At 38.0% G+C, this 24246-nt stretch carries 25 protein-coding genes; 11 read left to right on the top strand and 14 right to left on the bottom strand.

Annotation, left to right across the window (positions count from 1 at the left end; all coding sequences use genetic code 11):
• The first annotated feature begins 45 nt into the window (after positions 1-45).
• The 4 genes from AC1DOS_RS02515 to AC1DOS_RS02500 all read left to right on the top strand — a co-directional run bounded on the left by AC1DOS_RS02515 (position 46) and on the right by AC1DOS_RS02500 (position 6385).
• Positions 46-1287 carry an amidohydrolase family protein gene (locus AC1DOS_RS02515; RefSeq protein WP_477536276.1) on the top strand — a complete coding sequence of 414 codons (1242 nt, stop codon included), beginning with the start codon at positions 46-48 and terminating at the stop codon, positions 1285-1287.
• Positions 1284-2501, top strand: a complete 1218-nt coding sequence (locus AC1DOS_RS02510; RefSeq protein WP_477536275.1) for an amidohydrolase — start codon at positions 1284-1286, stop codon at positions 2499-2501. Before AC1DOS_RS02515 ends, AC1DOS_RS02510 begins: the two co-directional genes overlap by 4 nt.
• A 95-nt stretch (positions 2502-2596) precedes the next feature.
• Positions 2597-3478 (top strand): DMT family transporter, encoded by an 882-nt coding sequence (locus AC1DOS_RS02505; protein WP_477536274.1) that lies wholly within the window; start codon positions 2597-2599, stop codon positions 3476-3478.
• A gap of 255 nt (positions 3479-3733) precedes the next feature.
• Positions 3734-6385, top strand: a complete 2652-nt coding sequence (locus AC1DOS_RS02500) for a PAS domain S-box protein (RefSeq protein WP_477536289.1) — start codon at positions 3734-3736, stop codon at positions 6383-6385.
• 208 nt (positions 6386-6593) lie between these two features.
• Here AC1DOS_RS02500 and AC1DOS_RS02495 read toward each other — a convergent pair whose 3' ends face one another.
• From AC1DOS_RS02495 to AC1DOS_RS02485, 3 genes are all read right to left on the bottom strand, one after another.
• Complete coding sequence (locus tag AC1DOS_RS02495) at positions 6594-6749, bottom strand: DUF1540 domain-containing protein (RefSeq protein WP_477536273.1); 156 nt, start codon at positions 6747-6749, stop codon at positions 6594-6596.
• 261 nt (positions 6750-7010) lie between these two features.
• Entirely contained in the window at positions 7011-7994 is a 984-nt protein-coding gene (locus tag AC1DOS_RS02490) for an ornithine cyclodeaminase family protein (RefSeq protein WP_477536272.1), read from the bottom strand.
• 67 nt (positions 7995-8061) lie between these two features.
• Positions 8062-9366, bottom strand: coding sequence for an MFS transporter (locus AC1DOS_RS02485; protein WP_108587715.1), 1305 nt, complete (start codon positions 9364-9366; stop codon positions 8062-8064).
• Between the two features lie 180 nt (positions 9367-9546).
• Here AC1DOS_RS02485 and AC1DOS_RS02480 point away from each other — a divergent pair, with 180 nt between their 5' ends.
• Positions 9547-10062, top strand: coding sequence for a helix-turn-helix domain-containing protein (locus tag AC1DOS_RS02480; protein WP_108587716.1), 516 nt, complete (start codon positions 9547-9549; stop codon positions 10060-10062).
• 139 nt (positions 10063-10201) lie between these two features.
• Positions 10202-11098, top strand: coding sequence for a thermonuclease family protein (locus AC1DOS_RS02475; protein ID WP_477536271.1), 897 nt, complete (start codon positions 10202-10204; stop codon positions 11096-11098).
• A gap of 202 nt (positions 11099-11300) precedes the next feature.
• Here AC1DOS_RS02475 and AC1DOS_RS02470 read toward each other — a convergent pair whose 3' ends face one another.
• Positions 11301-12488 carry a hypothetical protein gene (locus AC1DOS_RS02470; protein WP_477536270.1) on the bottom strand — a complete coding sequence of 396 codons (1188 nt, stop codon included), beginning with the start codon at positions 12486-12488 and terminating at the stop codon, positions 11301-11303.
• Between the two features lie 332 nt (positions 12489-12820).
• Here AC1DOS_RS02470 and AC1DOS_RS02465 point away from each other — a divergent pair, with 332 nt between their 5' ends.
• Entirely contained in the window at positions 12821-13918 is a 1098-nt protein-coding gene (locus tag AC1DOS_RS02465; protein WP_477536269.1) for an MBL fold metallo-hydrolase, read from the top strand.
• Positions 13919-14108: 190 nt separating this feature from the next.
• Here the strand turns inward: AC1DOS_RS02465 and AC1DOS_RS02460 are convergent, their stop codons facing one another.
• The 3 genes from AC1DOS_RS02460 to AC1DOS_RS02450 form a co-directional block, all read right to left on the bottom strand.
• Complete coding sequence (locus AC1DOS_RS02460) at positions 14109-14393, bottom strand: DUF6509 family protein (RefSeq protein ID WP_477536268.1); 285 nt, start codon at positions 14391-14393, stop codon at positions 14109-14111.
• A gap of 102 nt (positions 14394-14495) precedes the next feature.
• Entirely contained in the window at positions 14496-14825 is a 330-nt protein-coding gene (locus tag AC1DOS_RS02455; RefSeq protein ID WP_477536267.1) for a VOC family protein, read from the bottom strand.
• Positions 14826-14881: 56 nt separating this feature from the next.
• Positions 14882-16534, bottom strand: coding sequence for a M20/M25/M40 family metallo-hydrolase (locus tag AC1DOS_RS02450; protein ID WP_477536266.1), 1653 nt, complete (start codon positions 16532-16534; stop codon positions 14882-14884).
• Between the two features lie 109 nt (positions 16535-16643).
• On the opposite strand from AC1DOS_RS02450, the gene AC1DOS_RS02445 reads away from it, so the two are divergent.
• Positions 16644-16943, top strand: a complete 300-nt coding sequence (locus tag AC1DOS_RS02445; RefSeq protein WP_108586734.1) for an MGMT family protein — start codon at positions 16644-16646, stop codon at positions 16941-16943.
• A 64-nt stretch (positions 16944-17007) separates the two neighbouring features.
• On the opposite strand, the gene AC1DOS_RS02440 is transcribed toward AC1DOS_RS02445, so the two are convergent.
• From AC1DOS_RS02440 to AC1DOS_RS02430, 3 genes are all read right to left on the bottom strand, one after another.
• Entirely contained in the window at positions 17008-17568 is a 561-nt protein-coding gene (locus tag AC1DOS_RS02440; RefSeq protein WP_477536265.1) for a M15 family metallopeptidase, read from the bottom strand.
• A gap of 129 nt (positions 17569-17697) precedes the next feature.
• Positions 17698-18654 (bottom strand): ABC transporter permease, encoded by a 957-nt coding sequence (locus AC1DOS_RS02435; RefSeq protein ID WP_477536264.1) that lies wholly within the window; start codon positions 18652-18654, stop codon positions 17698-17700.
• Positions 18623-19546, bottom strand: coding sequence for an ABC transporter ATP-binding protein (locus AC1DOS_RS02430; RefSeq protein WP_477536263.1), 924 nt, complete (start codon positions 19544-19546; stop codon positions 18623-18625). The genes AC1DOS_RS02435 and AC1DOS_RS02430 overlap by 32 nt, the downstream gene beginning before the upstream one ends.
• A 262-nt stretch (positions 19547-19808) precedes the next feature.
• Between AC1DOS_RS02430 and AC1DOS_RS02425 the strand changes: the two genes are divergently transcribed.
• On the top strand, positions 19809-20519 hold the full coding sequence (locus tag AC1DOS_RS02425) for a serine hydrolase (protein ID WP_477536262.1): 711 nt from the start codon (positions 19809-19811) through the stop codon (positions 20517-20519).
• 28 nt (positions 20520-20547) lie between these two features.
• Here AC1DOS_RS02425 and AC1DOS_RS02420 read toward each other — a convergent pair whose 3' ends face one another.
• Together AC1DOS_RS02420 and AC1DOS_RS02415 are read right to left on the bottom strand one after the other, a co-directional pair.
• A complete protein-coding gene (locus tag AC1DOS_RS02420; RefSeq protein WP_477536261.1) occupies positions 20548-20976 on the bottom strand; it encodes a YkvA family protein in 429 nt (142 codons plus the stop codon).
• A 56-nt stretch (positions 20977-21032) separates the two neighbouring features.
• Positions 21033-21767: a sulfite exporter TauE/SafE family protein gene (locus AC1DOS_RS02415; RefSeq protein WP_477536260.1), complete on the bottom strand. Its 735-nt coding sequence runs from the start codon at positions 21765-21767 to the stop codon at positions 21033-21035.
• Between the two features lie 113 nt (positions 21768-21880).
• Between AC1DOS_RS02415 and AC1DOS_RS02410 the strand changes: the two genes are divergently transcribed.
• Positions 21881-22408, top strand: coding sequence for a GNAT family N-acetyltransferase (locus tag AC1DOS_RS02410; RefSeq protein ID WP_477536259.1), 528 nt, complete (start codon positions 21881-21883; stop codon positions 22406-22408).
• A 44-nt stretch (positions 22409-22452) separates the two neighbouring features.
• Here AC1DOS_RS02410 and AC1DOS_RS02405 read toward each other — a convergent pair whose 3' ends face one another.
• Positions 22453-22839, bottom strand: coding sequence for a hypothetical protein (locus tag AC1DOS_RS02405; protein ID WP_477536258.1), 387 nt, complete (start codon positions 22837-22839; stop codon positions 22453-22455).
• A 103-nt stretch (positions 22840-22942) separates the two neighbouring features.
• Between AC1DOS_RS02405 and AC1DOS_RS02400 the strand changes: the two genes are divergently transcribed.
• Positions 22943-23578 carry a histidine phosphatase family protein gene (locus AC1DOS_RS02400; protein WP_477536257.1) on the top strand — a complete coding sequence of 212 codons (636 nt, stop codon included), beginning with the start codon at positions 22943-22945 and terminating at the stop codon, positions 23576-23578.
• Between the two features lie 95 nt (positions 23579-23673).
• On the opposite strand, the gene AC1DOS_RS02395 is transcribed toward AC1DOS_RS02400, so the two are convergent.
• Entirely contained in the window at positions 23674-24150 is a 477-nt protein-coding gene (locus tag AC1DOS_RS02395; protein ID WP_477536256.1) for an acyl-CoA thioesterase, read from the bottom strand.
• Between the last annotated feature and the right edge of the window lie 96 nt (positions 24151-24246).

The following is a 24246-nucleotide window of genomic DNA, read 5'->3' as shown; positions in this document are numbered from 1 at the left end:
ACTGTTTTTTACAGTCTCTATCATCCAATTGGGAGGTCAAATTAAATGAAGTCTCTTCTTATTAAAAATGCATTACTCGAAACTGGTTTTACTTATGAAAATTCACGTGCAGTCCATACTGAAACAGAATTATTTGATGTATTAATACAAGATGGGAAAATTACTGAAGTTGGAAAAGATATTCAGTTTTTAGACTGTGAAGTGTTAGAGGCTAATGGGAAACTGTTAATGCCTGCTTTTAGAGAGATGCACATTCATGTCGATAAAACTTATTTTGGTGGCCCTTGGAAAGCCTGTAAACCTATCACAAATGGCATCCTTACAAGGATTGAAGAAGAACAAATATTAYTACCCGCCCAACTTCCTTTTGCTCAAGAACGAGCTGAAACTATGATTAAATGGTTAATTTCTCAAGGTCACACTCATATTCGTTCTCACTGCAATGTAGATCCTCAAATTGGAACGAAACATATAGAAATCACTCAAGAAGCTTTCAATCAGTTTGATGATCAAGTTACATACGAGATTGTTGCTTTTCCACAACACGGCTTATTACGCTCAAACGTTGAACCTTTAATACGTGAAGCAATGCGAATGGGCGCAACATTAGTTGGTGGACTTGATCCCTCTGTAATTGACCGTGATATCGATCGTTCCTTAAACCTAACGATGGATATTGCAGTGGAATCTGGAAAAGGCATAGACATGCATATCCATGATCCAAACTCTTTAGGCGCTTTTGAATTTTATAAATTAGCAGACCTAACAAAACAAGCTAACAAAGTAGGACAAGTTACCATTAGTCATGCTATAGCTTTAGGAGATTTACAAGGTAAGGAACTAGATGAGCTCGTAGCTGCACTTAACGAAGCTAAGATTGATGTTACCTCAACTGTACCAATTAATCGGCCAACTATTCCAATCCCATATTTACATGAAAATGGAGTACCTGTTTCACTTGGTCATGACAGCTTGACTGATCACTGGTCCCCCTTTGGCACTGGGGATACAGTTGAAAAATTAAGTATGTTAGCTCAAAGATTCAAATTTATAGATGAGTATTCATTAAATCGTTGTTGGAAATATGCATCGGGAGGAATTATGCCTCTTAGTGATACTGGTGAAAGAGTATGGCCTCAGAAAGGGGATCTCGCAAATGTTCTTCTTCTTGATGCGGTCTGCTCTGCTCAAGCAATTGCAAGACAACGCCCTATTACGCATGTTATTTCTAAAGGGAGCCTTGTCTATAAAAATGAGGATGTTCTAATGAAGGAGGGAACAAAATGAGTAAGGTAAAATGGCTTTCTAATGTGAAGTTAGAGACTGGTGAAAGAATGTTAGACAATGGAACAGTAGCAACTGAAACTGCACTTTTTCACCTTAAAATCGAAAATGGTAAGATTGTTGAACAATTAAGAGGGAATGAAAAAATTCCTGTTGGACAAGAAGTTATTGATATGAAACAAAAATTGGCGGTACCTACGTTTAAAGAAATGCATAATCATTTAGATAAAACCTATATGACACTGGATTGGAAAGCTTGTATACCTGTTTCAAATTTAAAAGAAAGATTAGCCTTTGAGGCCGCTGAGTTAACTTCTCTTTCTGACACTGCTCAACAAAGAGCAACGAAAATGGTAGAGACTCTTCTCGAAAAAGGTTCAACTCATATTCGAACACATGTGAACATCGACCCTTATATTGGGCTGAAAAATTTAGAAGGCGTAACGGCAGCGCTTGAGTCGTTTAAAGGCAAAGTGACTGCTGATATAATTGCTTTTCCACAACATGGACTTTTACGTGAATCTGTTCCCTCACTCATGCGGGAAGCAATGAGAAGCGGAGCGACCATGGTCGGAGGACTGGATCCAGCAGGAATAGATAACGCAATTGAAAAATCATTATTTGTAACGATGGATATTGCAACAGAATTTAATGCAGATGTAGATATTCACCTCCATGATGGTGGTTTCGTGGGATATTATACAGCAGATAAATGGATCGACATCGTCGAAGATGCCAACTATAAAGGGCGAACTGCTTTAAGTCATTCCTTCTGCTTAGGTGATATTCCAGTTTCTCAGCAAGAGTTAGTGGCAACCCGCCTTGCTGAACAAGATGTTGCCATTATGTCTACTATTCCTATTAATCTCGGTAGAATTATTCCACCTATCGATCTTTTAGATGCACATGGTGTAAAAGTTCATTTTGGTTGCGATGGTTTTTATGATTCTTGGAGCCCATATGGAACTGGAGATGTACTGGAAAAAGCTACTCGTTTTTGTGAACTGACACGCAAGATTGATGAAAAATCACTTAGAAATTCACTTAAATGGGTTACTGGTGGAATTGTTGCTTTAAATGATGACGGGCAAAAGGTCTGGCCAAATATTCAAGACGATGCAAGTTTCGTATTTTTTGATGCTGCATCTTCAGCAGAAGTCGTTGCCAGAAAACCGAATAACCGCTTAATTATGGTAATGGGTGAATTATTATCATGACACCCGTATTATTTTAAAATGAAAAAGGGAAAGAGTCCCCCTCTCTTTCTCTTTTTCATTTTTCATCCCACTGAAGGGTAGGAATTATATACGTTATGAATAAACAATGGGTCACTTATATAATCCTTTTATTTTGTGTCGTTGCTTGGGGTAGCAATTTTGTCTTTGGTTCTATTTTGGTTAAAGTTTTTGACCCTAGTTTAATTGCATTTTTTCGATTAATGTTTATATTGATATTCTTATTTTTCATGACATTTAGAATCAATAAAACTAAGAAATTAACTTTACACAACTACTTTTGGTTAGCGATTGCAGGTTTAATTGGTGTTTCCTTGAACCAATGGAGTTTTTACGCAAGTCTCCAATTTACCGAACCTGTTACTGCTTCATTGATCCTTGCCCTATCCCCAATCGTCACTTCTTTGATTTCTTCTTATTGGTTTAAAGAAAGAAAAACATTCCGATTTTGGGGAGGATCTCTCGTGGCTCTGTTAGGTGTTTGGTTAGTAATCACAAAGGGTTCATTTCTTGTACCTAGTATTGGAAAAGGTGAATTATTAATTGGATTGACGATGCTATCATTTTCTGTTTTTTTGATTTTTGTTCAACATTTATCTAAAACTATTCATCCCGTAACCATCACTTGGTATAGCAATGTATTCGGATTGATAGGATTACTTCCATTTGTCCCTTGGGAAGATACTCATCGTGTATGGTCCGTTCCTTTTTCTTATTGGATATTACTTATTGTTACTGCCATTGTTATGCATGGACTTTGCACCTATATGTGGAATAACTCCATTCATAAAGTCGGTGCTTCAAAAGCAGCACTTTTATTGAATCTTGAACCGTTTGTAGCTATGGTTTTTGGTTTCTTCATACTCGCACATACCATCCAAACTCTTCAACTTGTCGGTGCATTCATCATTGTCATGGGCGTTTTCATATCACTTCGAACAAAAAGAGAGACGATTTAACCCTGTTGTGAACTGAGCCCTTATTAACGGACAGTTTAATAAAAATGCACCTTAAAATTCATGTTGCGATTAGATGACTTCGGTATTGTTCCGGAGTCATCTTTTTTAAGTTCCATGCTTATTGAACAAAATAACTACCCTCAAAAAGTCCTATTCCTCCTTTTAATATGCACTAGAATATACTCCCTACTTGATGTAAAATAATCATTATAATTTTCTATTTTTTACCATGAAATTAAGTAGTTATTCACATTGATGAAAGTAGGAACAAGCCACTTGATGAAAGATTTAGCATTACATATATCATTACTAATTTCGTATCTTTTTATTATAGGGCAGTTGGTTAGATTCTTTTCAAGAAGAAATGCCTCTAGCAATTTCTCAAACAGTAAAATACAAATCATTGCTGGGCTTTTACTTGGTTTTTTAGGAATTATTCTTATCTACTTTGGTATTGATCTTAATGAACAAGTCATCATAGACTTCAGACATATTCCGATCATCATTGCTGGAACTTTTTTTGGTTTCCCTGCAGCTATTTTGTCGTCCATTCTAATTGCAATCATGCGCTTATTTGTTGGTGGGATTAACGAATTTTCATTGTCGTCTTCTTTCTTTATATTATTAATTGGAATTGTTACGGGTTTTTTCTCGAGATTATCTTTTAGAAAAGAAAGTAAGATGTTATTACTCACTTTGATGAGCACAATCCTTATTTACGTCACTTATTATGTAAATCTGACGTTTCTTTCAGATAGCGGGAAGCAATTTGCTGAAATTTCCCAGATCTATTGGGCTTTCTCTTTATTTGGGAGTGTTTTTGCTTTTTATGTAGCCAAATATATTTTTTGGAGCATCAAGGTATTTGTAGAACTTGAAAACACAAAAATTAGACTCTCCACTTTCATTTCACATTTAAATTCTGGGGTAATTGTTGAAACGCCAGATCGTCGTATAGAAATTGTTAATGAAAAATTTTATGACCTATTTCATATTCCAAAAAAAGAAAATCTAGTAGGTTTACATGCCGAGAAATTATTAATCGACCGGTATTATGAACTAGTAAACACCAAAGAAACTGTTTTAAATGAAGAAGTTCTGCTTGGAGACGGTCGGGTTATTGAACGTGATTTTATCCCAATCACATCACCAAATCAAAGGAGTTTAGGGCATTTATGGAACTTTCGAGATATAACAGATCGTAAAGATGATGAAAAAAGAACTTTTGGTTCGAAAGAGAACTATAAACGACTGCTTGAACAGTATCAGTCAGTTATTGAAAATGTGAAAGAAGTTATTTTCCAAACGGATGTAATGGGAAATTGGACTTTTTTAAACAAGTCTTGGACAGAAATAACTGGTTATTGTGCAGAAGAATCTTTGGGTCAATCATTTTTAAAATTTGTCCACTCTGATGAGCAAAACCGCCTTAATGAATGGTTTGACTCTCTCATCCATGAACGCAACGATGAATACAAATGCGAAGTCCGTTACGTGACGGAAAGTGGGACAACCAAATGGATTGAGATGTTTGCGAGACTTACATTTGATACACAAGGAGAAATCATTGGTACTTCGGGGACGCTATTTGATATTACAAATCGCAAACAGATGGAAATTAAAATACTCGAAAATGAACAGCTGTATAAATCATTATTTCAACATAACCAAAGCCCTTCATATTTGTTGGATACTAGAGGGGTTTTCACACAAGTTAACGATGCTACGGAATTGGTTACTGGATACACAAGAGAAAAACTCGTAGGAACGTCCTTTGCTCCCTTAATTTCCAAAAACTTTGTCGAGGATACAATTTCGTATTTTAAGAGGACTCTTAACGGTGAATCTTTGACATTTGAGACTGAAATTAAGACAAGAGATGGCAATAAAGTTAGATTAAATATAAATATTTCGCCTATTATTATAAATGAGAAGATTACAGGCGTGATCGGTATGGCTTATGATATTACAAAAGAAAAAGTAGCCGAAAGAAAGTTGATTGAAAGTGAACATAGGTATCGCAGTCTAATTGATCTTTCGCCAGAAGTGATTTTTGTTCACAGTCGTCATCAAATTGAATTTATTAACCATAAGGTAGTTGAATTTATTGGTGCGAAGAGTATTGACGATTTAATAGGAAAAACAGTTTTTGATTTCCTACACCCAGACGATCGACGAACTGCCGTATTTAACATGGCATTAGGATTTAAAAATGAAAGTCTTTTAATCAAAAATAGTGAGCTCCGTTTGATTCGGTTTGATGGGAAAGTGGTCATTGCGAATGTGGGTGCTACCCTTATTGAATACAATGGGAAACCTGCAATTATGGGGGTTATTCATGATATTACCGAGAAAAAAGAGATTGAAAGGCAACTGGTTGAAGCGAATGAAATGTTACACGAAATCTCTAAATTAGATGGATTGACTGGCATCCCTAATCGCCGCTCTTATGATGAAAAGTTACAACAAGAATGGGAACTTGCGTTAAGCAATAACCAATCTATTTCACTCCTGATGATAGACATTGATTATTTTAAATTGTACAACGATGCTTATGGACATCAACAAGGTGATAATTGTTTACAAGAAGTAGCGAAGTCATTACAACAAGAAATAGAGCAATCTGGTCATTTTGTTGCAAGATATGGTGGCGAAGAGTTTTCAGTGATTCTACGTGATCGAGATGAAAAGAGCACATTCCAATTAGCGGAAACACTTCGGTCGAACATTGAAGCACTCAACATTCCACATGTTCATTCATCCATTGGGCCCTTTCTTACCATTAGCATTGGGATGGCCAGTTTCCGGCCAACTTCTGACGTATCCATACATGATTTAATGAATTATGCTGATCGAGCTCTCTATGAAACAAAGAGAAATGGACGAAATACTATCCACACAAATTGATAATGTATAAGAAATATTACCGGTTTGCAATAGATAACCAGACTGACTCATTCGTTTGTTAAAACGACCGAATGAGTCAGTTTTTATTTACATGCTTTATATGTTTCTCCTCCCATTATGTTGGTTCGAAGTCTTTATATTTTCTTGAATGAAATGGTAGCCATTATCAGTAATTAAGGGTAACCAAATTTCTGGTTACCCTCAAAAATTAAGCTTTTACTACAAATGTTTTACAATCCGTTTCTTCACTATTGGATGCTTTTCTTCCCTTATGACTGACTACATAAATGGCACTAGCACGGCATTTGTTTCCATCGCCCCAATAATTGCAGTTATTTACTTCACATCGAACATCTTGAGCCATAATATCACACCTCCTTCGTAGTTATGGTTTACAACTTTAAGGAGTCTGATACTTGTTTCGAGTGGAATGTTATTATGCATATGTTAATCAAGAAATTGCCAGTGTTATATCATCTTTACGAATGAGAGTAGACTTTTATAGTTTAAAATTTATATATCTTTCCTAAATCATAATCAGCTTATTCAAAAACGACATTATCAAACAAAAAAGGCGATACTCTCTAGTTACAGAGAAGTAATCACCTTTATATAAAACTTTCTATTATACTTCCACTTCTATTCCTACACCCGCTTCTTTCGCTTTCGCATAGACGCCTTTTGATACTGCCAGATCAAAATAGGCGGCTCCAACTGATTTGAAGAAAGTGATTTCTTCTTGAGCTTGTCTTCCTGATTTCTTTCCGACAACTAGTTCTCCGATTTGTGCATGGAGACCATCAAACGACCACTTGCCACTATTGGCAGCATGCATAAGCTCACCCGCTTCATCTTTAACTCCGGCTAAGTCATCTACGACAATTTTGTCTGAACTTAAAACAGTAGTTTCATCCACTTCTCGCATATGGGGTAAATAAGAACCGACCCCATTAATATGAGTGCCTGGTCGTACGTCAGAGCCATTGAAAACTGGTTCATTTGAACGTGTAGCACAACAAATTATATCTGCTTGTTGCACTGCTTTTGAGACATCCGTTTCTACTTCAAAAGGTATTTCTACACCGTGGACACGTAATTTCTCTCCGAACGCTTCGGCTTTCTCTACTGTACGGTTCACCAGAATAATTTTTTCGATGTCACGAACCGCTAGCACACCGAGTACTTGTTCAAAGGCCATAGCACCTGTACCAATTACACTTAGTATGCGACTATTTTCCTTCGCTAAATAGCCTGTCGCTATGCCGCTAAGTGCACCTGTACGCAATCTAGTTAAATACGATGCGTTGATCATCGCGAGGTGCTCCCCATTCGTGGCATCAGACAATAACACCACGCCTTGTGTGGTTGGTTTTCCATTCGCAGGATTATCCGGGAAAATCGTTACAACTTTTACCGCAGATACTTCGGAAACTAAATCCGCACTCGGCATATATAAAGCCGAAGCTTCGTATGCAGGGAAATCGAAAACGGTACGATGTGGATTATTTATTTTCCCTGCCTCTTTTGCCTTCAACATCGCAGTGATGTCTTGAATAGCATCGGTCATTTTATATAATTGCTGAATTTGTTTTTCATTTATAACGAGCATGGCCATTCCTCCTATAAGAAAATACGAAAGCGTTTAAAGATGGACATAGTATGAGAAAAAGAGCCGCTTACGCACGGCTCTCTTTTACTATAACGCTTTTTTCTACTTGTTTTTGACTGCGATCTTTTACTGCCCAAATGGACACTAGGGAAATAACTGCTGTAAAGATAATGTATATAGCTACTGGTATATACGAGTTATCAAAACGAACTAGTAATGCAGTGGCGACAAGTGGTGCTGTACCACCCGCTACTGCGGCACCGATTTGATATCCTAGTGAAATGCCTGTGTAACGAATTTTCGCATCAAAGATTTCAGAGAACATAGTTCCAAGAACTGCAGTGATTGGCGCCCAAATAATTCCTAAACCAATCACTGTTGCAATAATGAGCAAAGCAACTGAACCTTGTTGCAATAACCAAAAATATGGGAATGCAAAAAGTGCCATAGCTACAGTACCTGCAACAAATAATCTTTTACGTCCTACTTTATCCGATAAGTTCCCCATTACAGGAATTAAAATCGTCGTCACAACTGTAGCTATCATAACAGCTGTCAATGTAGAGGTTCTAGTAAACTCTAAATTGGTCGTAGCATACGAAACAACGAATGTACTGAAAATATAAAAGGGTGCTGTTTCAACCACTTTTGCCCCAATGGCAATTAACACTTCGCGCCAATGGTATTTAAGTGTATCAACAATTGGTAGCTTCGGAACTTCTCCAGATTCTTGCACTTTTTTGAATTCAGGAGTTTCGTCGATCCCTTTACGAATCCATAAACCAAAAATAACCAATAGCGCGCTTAAAATAAATGGTACACGCCATCCCCACGTCATAAATGATTCTTCTGGTAGCATGGTCATCAACCATAAAGCGATTGTTCCCATGAACATCCCAATCGTGACACCCATTTGAGGAATACTACCATATAGTCCTCGTTTTTCAGGAGGTGCGTATTCAACGGCTAGTAGTAGTGCCCCTCCCCACTCACCGCCAATTCCTAATCCTTGAACTAAGCGAAGTGTAATCAACAAGATCGGTGCCCATATCCCAATTGCTTGATATGTTGGTAACAAACCCATTCCAAACGTAGCCACACCCATTAAACTTAATGTTACGACGAGTGTTTTTTTGCGGCCAATACGGTCACCGATATGACTGAAAATGATTCCGCCAAATGGTCGGATGAAAAAGGCTAAAGCAAATGATGCATATGCTAATAATAGTCCGACAGTCGGATCCTCAGTGACAAAGAATAGTTGGTTAAAGACGAGTGCGGCAACTGTTCCGTACAAGAAATAGTCAAACCACTCAATTGAACTACCTACTAAACTTGCAATTAAGACTCGACGAGTTTGTTTTTTATTCATCAAAAATCCCCCTTGTGTTTCGAACAAAATTGAAGTGTCACTTTAATTACTTATGGATTCATTTTAGACAGTTAAAAATTTTCTGTCAATACATTGTCGTGAATATATATATCATTGAAGTTCGTAATTTGATTGTTGTAAGATATAAGGTACATGTCATGATGAAGCGAGGAATTTTTTATGTCGCAAGGTTTAGTGGGTATTACATTAAAAAGTCTTCGCAAAGAGCGGAAATTAACATTAAAAGATTTGGCAGCGGAAACTGGGGTGTCTATCAGTTTTTTATCACAAGTTGAGAGAGGTAAATCGAGCGTCACATTAGAGTCGCTAAAAAAAATAGCGGATGCTTTAAGTGTAAATCCAAGTGTTTTTTTTGCAAAAGATGATGTCCAAGACGATTTGAGCATTCGCCAAGAACGCTTTTTTTATAAAGATCTATCTCACGGAGTTCAAGATGCCAGCTTCTCTCCGATTTTGGTAACGCTCCAACCCGGAGAAAATGAAGGAAATGCTTTTTCTCATGGTGGACACGAATTTTTATTTGTTGTGGAAGGTTTATTAACCGTGGAAATCGATGGAAAGCCAGTGCAATTAAATGAACAGCAATCCATTTTATTCGATGCTCGCAAAACACATTATTGGTATAACCATACAGAACACATCGTTAGGTTTTTAGTCGTTTCATCTAAAAACTAACCAATAAAATCAAATGGACCTCCTCGGAAATAATGAGGAGGTTTTTTGATTGGGTTGTTTTTCAAGCGAGAATATTAGTGTTTAACCAGTTGACCTAATTGTTATACTAGGAAAGTAAGTATTAAGGAGGATTTTGGAAGTGAACTTTAATTTTCGTAAAATAGTAGCGTTATTGATTATTGGAAGCATCCTTATCTTTTCAGGTTGCGGAACTACTTTATCAAGTAGTGAAGATGAAAAGTATGAGCCAGTTGTAAAAGAGACGGAAGCTCTAGAAACTCGCTCCGATGATGCCGTAAAAGAAGAAACTGTTGAAGACGAGAACGAAGTCGCGAAGGAAAAAAAAGTGACGACCTCAGCCCCTACCAAGACTGTTCCGAAAGAAGGAACCACAGATCAAATTCCGGTGACGCTTGTTTCAATCACTGACGGAGATACCATTCGCGTGATGTATAACGGTGTCAATGAACCGGTTCGTTATTTATTAATAGATACACCTGAAACAAATCATCCACGTCTTGGGAAACAACCTTTTGGGTCTGAAGCCAAGGAACGCAATCGTGCCCTTGTGAATAGTGGGAACTTAACACTAGAATTTGATGTTGGTGAAAAACGTGATAAATACGGACGTTTGTTGGCATATGTGTATGTCGACGGTAAAAGTGTTCAAGAAGCGTTGATACGCGATGGGTTAGCACGTGTTGCTTATGTGTATCCTCCAAATACTCGCCATTTAACACCTTACGAAGAAGCACAGCAAGTTGCTAAGTCGAAAAAATTAGGCTTTTGGGCAGTTGAAGACTATGCTACAGATTCAGGATTTGCGAATACGCCAACTGCTTCTTCAGAAAGATCTTCTGATGCAAGCTCGGAAGCTGGATCTGAGCGTTCGTCAGAAGTTTCAACAGAGACGACAGAATGGTTCGATAATTGTACGCATCTGCGCACTAAGTATCCAAACGGAGTTGCAAGCAACCACCCCGCCTATCAGGTCAAAATGGACAGAGATAAAGATAACTTTGCATGTGAAAACTAATGAGAATAGCGAAAATCGACTTTGAATGCGATTCATCCAATTAGAATGTCTTTTCAACCACCTTTGGCGGATTTTCGACCAACTAGAAGACCTTTTCAACCAAGTTGACTTTTTCACTCGTTTTAATCACTTAAAAACAAAATGGACCTCCTCGGAAAGAAATCGAGGAGGCCTTTCGTGTTTTTAAGATAATTCAATACGATTACAAGAAGCCGACGAAGATACCTGCCAGTATGACAGAAACGATTGTTACAGTGATGAAACCTGCAACTAACATTGGTGGCAACATGTGGCTTGTTAACACTTCGCGTTCCTTTTCATCTGTTGTTAATGAGTTGATTACTTCGTTTGTAATGATGTAATCCGCTGGGAAACCGTATAGTGCGGTTAATGAAACGGCAAAAGCCATTTCTTTACTGACTTTTAATACTTTGCCCATAATCAATGAGAACACGTACATGCCTGCTACTCCAAGGACGATACAGCCAATCAACGGCCAGATCAGTTCCACCATCATTTCTGGTGTGGCTTTTTTCAAACCGTCCAGAATGAACAACATCAATCCTAAAATGGCGAATCCAAAGCCATTTGCTTTTTTCAAAGGGTGTTTTTCTAAGAAGCCAACACTTGTTGCGATTACTCCAAACAATAAACACAATACGAATGGACTAATGGTCACTATCGGTGCAAGCCATACAGACACTTGATAAGCTAAGAAACCAACAAATGCTAAACGGAAAAATTTGAAGAATTCGGTATTGTATTTTTCGGGCATCCACTTAAATAATTTCAATTCATTTACAGCTGAATCAATGTTCCCGCCTTCAACTTGTTTCTCCACAATTTCCCCATCTCGGAATTGTTGAAGCAAACGTTTTCCTTCTTTTTTCAACACAACTGATGTTAATGGATATCCTGCGAAACCTTGCATTACATAAATAACGATAGCGAAAACTGCTAAGCTTGGAAGTCCTGCCGCTGCAGCACCTTCGGACATAATAAGTGCTGAAACAAGTCCGCCTACTAAAGGTGGAATGGCAACGATAATCGTTTCACTGCCAAATAGGAATGTTCCTATTGCAAATAAGGCTGTGATAATACCGAGAATTCCAGCTAATGCGATTAATATCGTTTTCCATTGATTGATCAATTCTTGCACAGATAACAACGTTCCCATGTTAGTAATTAACAAGTAAATTAGCATCACCGCTACGGTTGGTGGTATGCCAGCCAGCTCCACAATATTTTCCGGGAAAAATGTCCAATATCCGATTAAGAAAAGGACGGCACTAATAAAAATGGAAGGAACCCAAGCTTTCGTGCGAACCGCAACTACATCTCCAATAAAAAGGAAAAATACCAAAATACTCAATGCTAACATCTGTGACATTACGATTTCCCTCTCTCCATAAACTTTTCTCTTACTCTTCGTTTGTCGAAGTAATGTGTACAACAGTAACATGATTCGACATGATAAATATATAGAATAAATAGAATTGAATGAATATTATGATTTAAATAAGGAAAAACGTGCATGTAAACGCTTATATATGACATAAACGATTAATTATCGTCAGGAAGACTTTATTATGTAAGGAAAAGAGGAATAGAATAAAAATGGACATTAAACTTTCTTAAAACATGACGAATCTACCAATGTCTTTTATGCTACTAATTACAGAATGAATTTTCCCAAATTCTTTGAAAGTTTAGGTGCTCTATATGAAAAAAACAGTACTCGGAATTGCGGCTATCGGAGCTGCTTCTACTCTATTTTTACAGCATTACCCGATGTTCGGAAAAACGCCAAATGCGAAGAAAAGATTGGATTATCAAGGCTCACCAAATTACGAAAAAAATAAATTTAAGAATATCTACCCAACGACTATGGGAAGTGATTTACAGTCTTTAGGTTCTATCATAAGAGATTATACTCGGAAAATCCCTAATTTAACGCCTTCTCTCCCACTTCCGATGCAGAGTTTTAAGTGGGATAATCATTCGCATAATCAAGCAAGAGTAACCTGGTTCGGCCATTCAACTGTGTTCCTAGAGCTCCATGGAAAGACGATTTTTATCGACCCGATGCTTGGTCGTTCGCCATCGCCGTTTCCACAAATCGGTGGAAAACGCTACAGCCAAGACCTGCCATTTGATAAGGAGGACATTCCATTCATTGATATTGTGCTTTATTCTCATGACCATTACGATCATCTAGATTATGATTCAGTTAATTTGTTGAAAAATAAAGTCGGGCAATTTATTGTACCTCTAGGTGTCGGGAGTCGGTTAGAAGGATGGGGTGTTCCTACCGGAAAAATTAATGAACTGGATTGGTGGGACGCAATAGAGCATTCGGGAATACAGTTTATTAGTACGCCTGCTCGTCACTTTTCAGGACGAAGTCTGTTCGATCAAAATTCCACACTTTGGACGTCTTGGGTTATTCAAAGCGGAGAAACGAATATTTTTTATAGTGGTGATAGCGGATACGGTCCTCATTTCAAAGAAATTGGAGCTCAGTACGGCCCATTCGACTTTACTATGATTGAATGTGGACAATATGATGATCGTTGGGCTGATATTCATTTAACTCCTGAAGAAACGGTGCAAGCTCATCTTGATGTAAATGGAAAATTGATGATGCCAATCCATTGGTCAGCGTTTACTCTAGCCTTTCATGAGTGGACCGATCCAATTGAACGTGTAACGAAAGCTGCTATTGAACGGGGTGTCGCCATTACAACGCCGGTAATTGGACAGTCGATAGTTGTTGGAGCTGAAGAATATCCATCAGAACAATGGTGGATGACGGTTTAATGTTACAAACATAGAGACGGGCAATTTTAGTTCCATAACGATATAGCTATCATTTTTATCAATAGACCGTCTATTTCGTTATCGATAACACAGAACTATTTCGGTTGTTTGAAATAAGCGCAAAGAAAAAACTCCTTTTACAAAGCTAAACATCTTCTTGTAAGATGTTGCTTTTAAAAAGGAGTTTCCATTATGCTAAGTTTTTTTTGCAGTACTCAAGAATTTCTGCTTCTTCGTCGTCTTCCAGAGCAAAGTCAAGTGCATCTCTTGATGCTTTTTCCGTAAAGTAATATTGTACAACGCGTTCCCCTTTTTCATCATCTGAAGCAAAAATCACACKAAGCTCTAATCCACCTTCTGTGTATAGCTCATCGTCTTCTTCGACTTTAATATCTAGTAAAAATTCATAACGGTCTCCGACGATAATACCAGTCGGATCGTTTATTTTATTAACCAAATGACTTATAATTTCCATTATTTATTCTCCTTTAGATGATTTATTGGTCTTGATGTTGTCTTCCTATGGTCTAATTGTATCTGTAGAGCTTATATAATGCCAATCAATATAATAAATCTTTTAATTCTCCTCCCACACATTAAAAACCATGCCGAACGGATCGCGCACATAACAATCCTTTCCTTTACCTTCCCAGCGAACAATTTCACAGCCATTTTGCACAAAAAGTTCCTTAGCCTCATCCAAATTGTTGACGACTATTTCCATAACAGGACCTAAATTTTCATTGCCTGGAATTAGAAAAATGGAATTGTGGTTCGTTCGAAATTCCACTTCATCTACCTCACTTTGGGCAGGCTCTTTCAAACCCATAACCCTCTCATAAAAAAGTTTCGCCTTCTCTACGTCGTCTACTTGAAAACCAATATTCTTAGACATTCTAAAATTCATCTTATTATCTCCTCCTCATCAAGTAAAAGTGTGAGATGCCTTGTTAATTCCATATTCTATCTAGATCCTATTAGGTTTTTCAATACTTCATTAGTTAAGTTTGGCACGATATTAAGCGTAAAATCGCGTTCCATTCGTTCGTATTGTTTATGTGCATCGTATCCGTAAGGTCCGATATTAATAACAGGGACGTTTATGGCACGAATGGCTTCATAGTCGACATAGTGTTTTGTTCCCCATCCAGGATTATTCGTTGAGACAGCAGAAATCCCTGACTCGTCGTCGCTTAATGCGACAAAACTCATGTCCGAAATGTACGGGAAAAAGTTTTTTGTGACGATTGGATGCGGGTAGTTAGGTTGAACGGTTTCCACTGCCATATCTAAAGCATCTAGTAGGTTTTGTTCTTTGTCATTTTTTCCAGTCACTTCAATTCTTGGTGAATAGAGTGATGAGTAGAACAAGATGATGGCTGGATTTTTATCAGGCATCCATTTCCAAGCTTCTTCCACAACGCGAGCAGCGAACATGCGTGTATCGAGGTCGGTTTGCTGTAATAATTGATCTTTGAAAGCTTCCACATGTAGCGTAAAAGCTTCACCATGCTCTTTCTGCAGTAGAGATAGCATGTCCTCGTACTTCATGACTCGTGGTTCCCACAGGATGTCATTCATTGGTTCCCCACTTACTTTGCTAAACGTTGCATAATGTTGTTTGAATTCTTGTAGTGCCGTGGAAAATGCCGTTTCTGCTTCGACTGTTAAGAGCTCAAGTACTTCTTTTGGTGACCACGAATGTATAAAGAAATTGAAATAGACATACGCAGATAAAGCTGTCTGCACAGTGTATGTTGGTTTTAAGTCCATTTGTTTTAATGAAACTGGTGGCACCGTCGTTTCCCCAAAAGCTTCGTTGCAAAGTGCCGGATTATAACTGATTTGTCTTGTTAAATGAGCAGCGATAAAATTAGGATCAATTCCTTCAAAGCAAGAACCCACATGGGTTTCAGACCCTGTAATGAAGAATGATGGCAATAGCTTCCCAACTGTTCCTTTGTAAATGTAGCGGTTAGGATCCCCATTGTAACGAGGAGATACAAAATCAGCATTAATCGCTGCTACATAATCAAATCTATGAACGTCACGAAGACGTTTTAATTCGGTTAATGAAGATATAATCCCGTGTGAACCATCTTCTTCATCACACTCAAAGACCGCCATTAAATTACCTTCAAGCTCTTCAGGATGCTCCGAATAATATTTCAACAAGTACAGATGACTAGCCACGCCTGACTTCATGTCAAGAACACCTCGTCCAAATTCGAATTCACCTGACGTGAGATGATCTTTCACCGCTTCAGGCAAGTCTTCTTGTTGTAAGGCTTGTGCTAATGCATCGGGGTCCAGTGCATGCTCTTTTAAATTAAAATCGTCGATGCCAACTGTATCAATATGTCCCATTAATAAAACCGTTTTATTGGAAGGGTTTTTTGTTCCTTTAACAAACGCAATGACATTGTAACGCTCTTGCTCATCGTTTTCCGTCTGTTGATAGATTATGTGTTCAATATGTTGTTGGAAATAAGGATAGGAAGAAATGAGCGTATGAAGTGCCTGCGACATCACCTTTTCTCCGCCCTCATTCACAATACTTTCAATTCGCACTAACTGTTTCGTCAATGCCCACACTTCTTCACGGCAATCAAACATGTCTAGTCACCCCTCTAGTCGATATATTTAGTTACACGTAATATATCATAGACAGTCGACATGGGGAACACGCTTTGATTACAATAAGGAGAGTTAGGAGTGAACGAGTATGCAACCATTTACAGCAGAAGTTGTACGCGTATTAAAAGAAATACCTGAAGGCTACGTAGTCACTTATGGACAAGTCGCACGCATGGCAGGTAGTCCTCGCGCTGCAAGACAAGTCGTACGCATTTTACATACGATGAGCGAGAAACACGGATTACCTTGGCATCGAGTAGTCAATATTCGAGGCGAAATCGCCATTTCTGACGAAGAGTCAAAGAATTTGCAACGCACGTTGCTTGAAAGTGAAGGCGTAGCGTTTCTAGCAAGCGGACGAGTAGATTTAAGTGTGTTTGAAAAGTAAGTGTTTGCGCCAACACTAAAAATCCTCAATAGAAAAAGGCTGCCGAGGCAACCTTTTTCATACTCTATTTATTTTTAATTTTATCTTCTGGACGCCAGCCATTTTGCAAATCTCTTATCGATAAGTCGAAAGTATACTCTAAATGAGGATAGTCTTTGAAGCCAGCCCAGTCACCGCCCCAGTCAAATCCTAGTTCTTTACCGAGTTTGGCAACCTCTACCCAATCCGCTTCACCATTGTTGTTCATGTCGCGTTCCAAATCGTAACTAATCGAGCCATCCTTGTTTTTCAAGACGAAATCGATGGCAAGTCCATAGTTATGAAAGCTTTCACCACCACGCGCATACGTAACGATGTCCCCTTCCATCGAACGTCCTTTGTCATATAATACGTCTTGAGATTCTACAGATCGAAAGCCATCACTTATCATGATGGGGACGCCTATTTCTTCTGCTTGATCTAGTAATTGATTACTTTTTTCTCCAACAATTGGATGCAGTCCTTCTGGTAAAGTTCGTTCCTTAAGCTCTTCTCTAAACTCTAATTCATTGTGAACCCATATAAAGAAGAGCCCGCCGATCACGAGCCATAACGTAATATTTAACCATGTCCATAGTCGTTTCAAGCGAACTCCTCCTTCCTACACACTGTTTTCCATCTTACGAAATTTCTTTATTTCTTTCAATGATTTTAAACCGACTATTCCCTTATCGATAAAAGAGTCGCTCCTTTGAAAGGAACGACTCCATTGAAATTAAGCTGTGACATCTCGCTTAGTAAATGACCAGAAGCTGATGACTAAGAATAACAACATATAGATGGTCAACACCACAAGTGATAGTGGCCAAGTAAGTCCTGGAACAAACATATCTCCCGAGATATATCCAGTTAAATCTGTATGTGTAAACAAGATGTATTTCACGAATTCATATTTACTTAGGAATAATACGATACTTGGTCCAACAAATAAAAGGAATATCGATAATCCAATGGCAAGAGAACTTGAACGGAAAACACTGCCAATCATAAAGGCAAATGTTAAATAAACGATTATACCTACGAATTGCAAGGCGTATAACGCAAGCACCCTTCCCCAATATGATACTTCGACAACTGCTCCATTACGATAGTCTAAAATTGCGCCACCACTTGGATCATAGAACAAGTAACCTGCAATTAATGATGCGACAAATGAAATCATAGTTAGCATCAAAGCAAATAACAATGTCGTCAAATATTTAGAAGTTAATATTTTCCATCTCTTGACCGGTCTACTTAGTAACATCTTAATGGTGCCTTGTGAGAATTCAGATGCCACAATACCAGCTGCCGCAATAACTGACAACAAGACAACCAATGACAACATAAAATGCGAATCAAGTATAGACTGTTCTCTACCACTAGGATCCATTGGTTCTAAATCTTTTTCTATACGATATTCTGAAATTGCTAGTTCTTTTTCTAATTGTTTTTTCGTCGTATCATCTATGTTAGGATTTGCAAGTTCAGCAGTCAAAAACGCTTTATTTTCAGCTTCATTTTCTTCCCATGATGGCTGGTTTTCTGGTTGGTCTAAAGTGGATTGTACAAACTTCATAATTCCGCCAATTCCAATTAATACGAGTAATAATATGGCTACCATAATCCAAGTGGCTTTTTTATGCCATAACTTCATCCATTCATTTCTTATGAGATTCAGCAATTTGGCCACCTCCGGTCATTTCTAAGAATTGATCTTCGAGCGTTTTACGGAATGGTTGCACAGCAAATATTTGAAGATTTGCAGTTACCATGGATTGAATGATTGCAGGAATTTGGTCTTGCTCTACTTTGACGATAAATCCATGACCGCTTTCTGCCACAGTTAGCCCCAGTTCTACTAATAATTCACGTGTTTTTTCAACTGGTTGAGCTTCAATATAATAATGTGCTTCTTCTTTTTGATTCATTTCACGAATATCGATAAGTTGACCGTTTTGAATGATTGCAATTCTGTCACACATAAGTTCGATTTCAGTGAGTAAGTGACTCGATACAAATACGGAAACTCCATCTTCTACAGCGATTTTCCGCAAATATGTACGAAATTCTCGAATCCCTGCAGGATCTAATCCGTTTGTTGGTTCATCGAGAATTAAGAATTTCGGACGATGTAATAAGGCTTGTGCTAAGCCTAGACGTTGACGCATTCCGAGTGAATATGAGGATACTTTTTCGTGTATACGATTTTGCATGCCTACTTGATCCACTACTTCGGTAATACGCTCTTTTGTAATCGATTTATTCATGCGCGCAAAGTGCAATAAATTTTTCCATCCAGACATGTATTTGTACATCTCAGGATTTTCAACAATTACTCCTACTTTACTCATCGTTTCTTCAAAATGATCTGTCAGTGTCTGACCTTCAACTATAACTTCTCCACTTGAAGGTTTCATTAATCCTGCCATCATTCGAATAGTCGTTGTTTTACCTGCTCCATTCGGCCCTAAGAAACCTGTGATTTGACCAGGGAATAATTGCAAATTCAAGTTATCAATAATTTTCTTTTTGCCGATGGTTTTTGACAAACCCTTTAACTCAACAATTGGTTGTTGTTCCACTCTTATCACCTTCCTTAAATAACGACATCTGCCATCTACTCCATAAGACGAAGTAACTACTTAAAAGTTCATCATTTCATTGATTACTAATCAATAATCTTTCGGTGGCTATTTTTATATACGAAACACCTGGGTCAAAGTTTCATTTTTTGATAAATTTTCTATTTATTTTACAAGTAATTATATGGGAATTATTTCATGTGAAGGATTTATTCGGTGAAGTTTATAGGATAAAATAGGGAAAAGGATGTGGTGAATTATCGTGAAAAAATTTCCCAGGAAATATGGGTTACATTTAGAGTATCCTGTAGGAGCAGTCCGCTATTCTATAAATATTGATGAAGTGTTTAAGTCTGCTAGTGTCATCAAGCTACCTATTTTTCTTTATGGTTTCAATTATGCAAAGGATTTGGATGATCTCGTAGAAGTTTCACCTGAAGATATCGTAGATGGATCTGGCGTTTTGCAAACACTGGTCACACAGGCGAGAAGTTTTTCAGTACGTGATTTACATGTACTAATGATTGTAGTTTCAGATAATACTGCAACTAACCTACTGATAAAGCGTTATGGGTTTAAACGTCTAAACAGTTATTTGCAGCATCTTGGCATGACGAAATCGAAACTGGAACGTGAAATGTGTGACCCTATTGCAATTTCCGAAGAACGAGATAATTTTATTTGTGCGCGTGACGTAGTAGCTTGCTTACGTACGCTGGTTAGTTCTCCTGTTTTTCATGACATGTTACATATTTTAGAGAAACAACAATTTCAAGATAAAATACCGGCTGGAGTTAATAATGAGAATTTTGTTTTCTTTAATAAAACGGGTGAGTTAGATGATATTGAACATGATGTTGGACTATTTGTTTATAAAGGACAAATTGGACTTTTCGTTGGCTTAACTGAAGGTGATAATTCACTATGTCGCGAGTTTTTACATGAATTTGGCCATATGTTTAATGAATTATAAAAGAGCAAACCGCTAACGGCTCGCTCTTTTATTTTTCATTGAACAATTGATCATCTATTTTACTTGATTGTCCTGAATCCCCGAACCATGATTTCATTTTTTCTTGGGCACGTTGTCTAGTTGGCTCATCAATATGTGAAATTACTTGATACAAAGCATATGCAATAACACTTGCATCATCCGCCAAACCAATGACTGGAATGAAATCCGGAAGGACGTCAGCTGGGAATATTAAGTATCCTAATGCACCAATAATCGTTAGTTTTGCAGATTTCGGTACTGCTGGATTTTGAGTAGTGAAGAATAGTAATAAACTTGTATATACTGTCGTTTCTCCTGCTTTTTTGCTATATTTCAATAGTTTGCTCCAAAATTTTTCTTCTGAATAATGCATTTGCGAGCTTTCAATCTCACTTTGTGGATCTAAGTTTTTTATCAAATCCTTGTTTTTGTTCATGTCAACACCCCTTTGAAACTAGTATGTCGGTTTGTGTGATAGTTTTCAATGAATACCTATAATATGTTTTCAACGACTAATTGCAAAATGAGCAAAGCCGTAACTATCCGTAAGATTGGTTTCACATACTGAGGTTTTATTTTCTCCGCAATTCGTACACCTAGTTGGGCACCTGTAATCGATCCAGCCATTAAGGCAAGTGTTAATGGCCATATAATGACTCCAGATGAAATATAACTAATCGCTGCACCAAAACAACTAGAGAAGGTAGCAAGCCTCACTAGCCCTACTGATTTCACATATGCAATGTTCATGTAACTAAACAAGTAAAGCATTAACGTACCTTGTCCCGGACCAAACAAACCATCATAAATACCGATTCCAAAAAGACCTGGTCCACTAACTCGTGTCAGTTTTAACGGTTTTTCTCCTGTGAAATTGCCTTTTCCAATAAAAGATGTGAGAAAAGCAAATGCTAGCAGGCAAATTGCCAGTACATACAGATTGCTTGCAGATAACTGAGAAGCAATAAACCCTCCAGTTACGCCCCCACCCAAACTTATCGGAATTAGCCAAAAAGAATCCTTCAACGTGATTTGTTTACGTTTATACAATGTGAAAAAACTGGAGAAAGAACTTACTGTGTTGGATACTTTATTTGCGCCAATGGCTGAATGAATCGGCATGCCTAGAAGCAACATCGTTGGCAAACTAATGAGGCCACCACCACCTGCCAGAGTGCCGATTGTCGTTGCCGTAACACCAATCAAATACAGTAGTAGATAATCCATAGTCGTCACCTGTCTTTCTTGTTATTCTTATTGTACTTCGCGTCTCGAAATAAGAACATGACGATGATATAATGAGTTACGATAAGAAAAACTTATGACAAGGGGAATTGATTATGTTTATTGGATCAAAAATTCGTTTAACAGCTATCAGAAAAGAAGACCTTCCAACATATCGTCAGTGGAATAGTGTTGAATCATTTGGCCGTTTTTATAATTCTTCACCTATTCGTGAAGAATCTGAGAAAAATGCGAACCAATTAATCGATGATCATTCAGACCGCAGTTACCGTTTTGCGATCCGTCCTCTTGATACGGAAGAGTTTTTAGGCGTTTGTGCAATTGAAGAAATCGTCTGGCCACATCGTGTTGCCTGGCTTTCAATTGCTCTTGGTCCTGATTTTCACGGCCAAGGGTTTGGTAGGGACGCCATGCTGTTGTTAGTGAATTACGGTTTTAACGAACTCAATTTACATAGATTGACTCTGACCGTTTTTGGCTATAACAAAGGCGCTATCAAGCTCTATGAATCTCTCGGATTTAAACATGAAGGTACTTACCGTGAATTTTTGCAACGCGATGGAAAACGTCATGACATGCATCTATACGGAATGCTTGCCTCAGAAGTAAAACTACTCAAATAATGGAACAGAAAAAGGATGCCTTCTTTTTAGGAGGCATCCTTTTGTTATGCTTTTGAATGGGTAAAACGCTCATACAAACTGCGCACAATCGTCGTGAGACTTAATATAAATACAATGATTAATGTAATTTGAATCACCATAATCATCCAGTCTGGGAAGGACAGGATGCCAATATTTATTAAGTGATTTAAGCCTACAAAAATAGAGACGAGGGCCGCCAAAAACGCGATCATGGTTGCAAAGAGGGCTGCGAATTGTAGGAATGATAATTGTTTAATATGTTTTCGCAAGCGAACCACTTGGAACAGAATGACCAATAAGAACAGGATGAATGACAGATTGGAAGAACCTATGTAGATTGAATTAGCAATATAGAAAACTAAAATTATACTAAGAATGATGCTTTGGTATTTGTCTATAAATGTTATCATGATGATTTCGCTCCTTTACAATTAGTACGAAAAAGCTATTAAAAAGTTTCAATTTTGGTAAAATTAGAGAAAAAACCCACACTTTAACGAAATGAGGAATTTGATGCTTACAATATATATTACTCGACATGGTCAAACTGAATGGAATGTACAATCTCGCATGCAAGGGTGGGCTGACTCCCCCTTAACAGCCAGTGGAGTGGCAGCGGCAACTCAATTAGGCAAGCGTCTTCAAGATGTGCCACTAGACGCCGTATACAGCAGTACGAGTGGTCGCACGATGCATACTGCACAACTTATACTCGGCAAACGTACTATTCCACTCATTCAAAAAGAAGACTTACGCGAAATTAATGTCGGTGAGTGGCAAGGAAAGTTATCTTCTGACATCGAGCGTGATTTCGCGGAGGATGTAAAGACCTACTATGAACAGCCAAGTCAATTTCAACCAACTTCTGGTGAAAGCTTCTATATGTTGAAAGAACGCATATTGCGTGCTGTTGAAGAAATCGTCACTGCTCATCCAAATGGTCATGTTTTGATTGTAACGCATGGTGTCGTTAAAAAATGTTTAATCAATCATTTTAACGGCGCTGAGTTGGATTCACTTTGGGATCCCCCTTTTATCCACGGCACAAGTTTGACAATGCTGGAAATTGATATTGATCGACGAGAACTCACCTTGATTGGCGATATGTCGCATGCGGAAGAAGTAGAAGGTACAGTTCGAGTGCAGTAATTTTGGATTTTGTACAACCTGGAGCCGCACTCCGTCAACCTAGAGCGACGCGACACAACACAACAAAAGCGGGGCTATTAACCCCCGCTTCTCATTTAATGTTTCATTTGAATACGTTGTTTACGGTGTTCCCGACGAGCAGGGCCGGATTCGTAAAGTCGAATTTCGGATTCGCTTTCAGCGATAATGCCCGGCACAGGTGTTGGCTTACCTGTATCATCAATTGCGACAAACGTTAAAAAGGATTCGGTTGTTAGCTTCGTTTCACCTGTTAACAAATTCGTTGATTGCACGCGTACATAGATTTCCATTGATGTTCGACCTGTCGAACTGACGACTGCTTCTAATTCGAGTACATCACCTACACGAGCGGATGATAAAAAATCGACGGAATCGATAGACGCGGTCACGACTGCATTTTTACAATGCTTCATGGCTGTGATTGCAGCTATTTCGTCAATATAAGATAAAACTTTCCCCCCGAAAATGGTTTCGAGATGATTGATGTCGGGCGGCAACACTAAATGTGTTTGAATCGTACGGGACTGCTTCATCGGAATTGGTTGGGTCATAATTTAATCTCCTTCATGATTCATAGGTTCATCATACAAAACCTGACCATCAATTTAAAGTAACTAACATCATTATTGTCTTTTACAAATAAAAAA

Source organism: Paenisporosarcina sp. P5_A11 (assembly GCF_056400705.1).
Note: the sequence above shows the minus strand (reverse complement) of the source record. Positions and strands in the feature narration are given on the sequence as shown.